The 2,565-nt window shown below is 65.9% G+C and carries 1 protein-coding gene and 2 pseudogenes; all 3 read right to left on the reverse strand.

The features are described 5' to 3' along the window. Window positions 1–576: pseudogene (locus FNH04_RS47050) on the reverse strand (hypothetical protein); the annotation flags it as partial. Between the two features lie 635 nt (window positions 577–1,211). Further along, window positions 1,212–1,517, reverse strand: a complete 306-nt coding sequence (locus FNH04_RS44635; RefSeq protein ID WP_152791940.1) for a hypothetical protein — start codon at window positions 1,515–1,517, stop codon at window positions 1,212–1,214. Window positions 1,518–1,948: 431 nt separating this feature from the next. Continuing rightward, window positions 1,949–2,565, reverse strand: a pseudogene (locus FNH04_RS44640) (AMP-binding protein); the annotation flags it as partial.

Below are 2,565 nucleotides of genomic sequence, written 5' to 3' on the forward strand. Positions count from 1 at the left end.
AGGTGACGCCGGCGGCCTCACCCGCGGTGTGGCGGGGGGCTGGGTGGGCGGCCTGTCGCCGTAACCCGACCCGTCGCCGTATCCGGACCCGTCACCGTAGCCCGATCCGTCGCCGTAACCCGACCCGTCGCCGTATCCGGACCCGTCACCGTAGCCCGACCCATCGCCGTAGCCTCCCGACCTGTTCGACCGGTGGTCGTGACGATAGCCGCTGTAACGACCCTGCTTGACATCGGCGCTGTACCCGCTGCTGTGCCAACTGCCGTGGTCACGGCCGTCGTCCTTGCGGTCCTTCCGCGCCTCGCGCTCTACGCGCCCCCCTCTCTCCTCCCGTTCCCCTCGCCCCTTGACCTGACCGGCGCCGTGGGGAGCGTCGACCGACCCGGGCGAGTACGTGCCGCTCGCGCAGGACTCCCCGAGGAACGGGGTGAGCACGGCACGCAGGTCGATAGGGCTGTCGCAGACGTTCGCGGGAACGTCGGACTGCGAGTCCGCGAACGCCGGGATGCCGTACAGCGACAGGACGCTCGTCGCGGCGGCCGCCGCGAACATTCCCCTGCTCAGGTTTTGTCGCAATCTCGTCGTCTTCCTGCTCGAAGAAAGAGGAAAAGCCGACCCGGGATCGAGAAAGGATTCAGGGCCGACCCACGCCACAGCCATTCAGCCGGTACGCCGACACACCGGCTGCGGCCCTCCCGTCAGTCCCTCCCCCGCTTCCCACGGCTGCGCCGGGAAGTGGCTTCACGCCTGCCATAGTTTCGCCGCGACTTGATTTTCTGGCTGGTCAGATGGTGAGACCCGGTGAAATGCCAGTACCGGCATCCGGGGCACTGATAGATCCGGTCCGGAATTCTTTCGAGAAGCGGCTGCCTGATAAGCCAGGCGCGCGCCTCCCCCTCGGTCCGGAACGATGCCTTTCCCGTTTCCGGGCAACGCGGCAGGATGATCGTGTCACTCATTTCCCCTCCGATGGTGCGCTCCTTGCGCGATCGCCTGCGGCATGGCGATTCTTCGCTGCCCGGCACCCTGGCCAAGCGGAAAGCGCCTCTCCCTGGGCGGATGAAAGATGTTGCCTCATCCGCCCGTCAGGGAAAGGCGCTTTCAAATGGGGTATCGATTCCCCAGGAAATCGACAACGGATGCCCCTGACCGCCGGACTGGTATGGAGCAGTCACAACGTCACTCAGGGGCCCCCGTTCGCCCGGCCGACGTCAGGGGACCAGCGGGATCTCCGGCAGGAGACCGATGTAGCTCTCGTCCTCGACCTCACCGGTCTGGTTGTTGATGAAAATGGGGTTGTCGCCGACCTGGCAGGCGGTCACGGGGCCGTAACCCGTCTGGTGAGCGCTGGCGTAGTCCCCGTCCGCCTTCGTCTCGGTCGCAGAGTTGCCGCAGATGTACGGGCCGCCCTGGTCCTCGTAGCCGTCCCTACCGTAGGCGCTGGCAGCCGAGGCGGAACCCGCGACGATGGCCACCGCAGCGAGGGCCGAGGCGCCCAGCTTCATGCTCTTGCGCATTGATATCTCCGTTTCGGTCCTTCTCCGTTTGGAAGAACGCAACCGATATTGCCCCAACGCCGAACACGGCACCACTTCGAAGGGCCCTGGCCCCGGAACTTCATCCACATGGCCCCGTGGAGCAGCTGATATGACATAAAGAATGCGCAGGTCACACCCGATAAATCATCCAATGGAGTAATGACACACCGGCCGCGCACCGGGTTTGAATCACCGTCCGCTTTCGAACCCCCTGCCGAGTGCGCGACCCGGCAGCAGGGGGCGGCGGAGTGACACGCCATCGGGTTGACCACCTGTCATGCGACTCCCCCCAGCCGTTCCTGCGTCCATGGTGGAGCCGCGGGGGCGCGGGCGGGGCCGGATCCGGATATTCATACGGTGACTCGGCATCGGTACCTGGCAGTTGTCCCCGTAATTGCACGGGAAACGGGTCAACTCCGGTACAACGCCTCGATCTCGTCCGCGTACGCGGCGGTCACCATATGGCGCTTGATTTTCAGGGACGGGGTGAGAAGGCCGTTGTCCTCGGTGAACTCGCCCTCAACCAAGCGGAACTCACGGATGGATTCGGCACGGGAGACCGCCTGGTTGGCGAAGTCCACGGCCTTCTGGACGTCGGCGCGCATACGCGGATCGGAGGCCAGCTCGGACAACGGTGTGTCGGCGGGCATTCCGCGGACGTAGAGCCAGTGAGCGACGTCCTCGGGGTCCAGGGTGACCAGGGCGGCGACGAACGGTCGGTTGTCGCCGACGACGATGCACTGACCGATCGGAGGACGGCTGCGGAGGCGGTCCTCCAACACGGTTGGGGAAACGTTCTTGCCGCCCGAGGTGATGAGGATGTCCTTCTTGCGGCCGGTGATGGTGAGATAGCCGTCCTCGTCGAGGGATCCCAGGTCGCCGGTGGCGAACCACTCGTCGGTGAGTACGGCGTCGGTGGCGGCCTGGTCGTTCCAGTACGTGCCGAAGACGATGCCGCCCTTGATGAGCACCTCGCCGTCGTCGGCGATACGGACCGCGCTGCCGGGGACCGGCTGGCCGACCGTGC

Source organism: Streptomyces phyllanthi, from assembly GCF_009377205.1.
Lineage (GTDB): Bacteria > Actinomycetota > Actinomycetes > Streptomycetales > Streptomycetaceae > Streptomyces > Streptomyces phyllanthi.

Bases quoted from the DNA above. Each gene is read 5' to 3' on its own strand.
- FNH04_RS44635 (WP_152791940.1), bottom strand. From the start codon at position 1,517: ATGCGCAAGAGCATGAAGCTGGGCGCCTCGGCCCTCGCTGCGGTGGCC.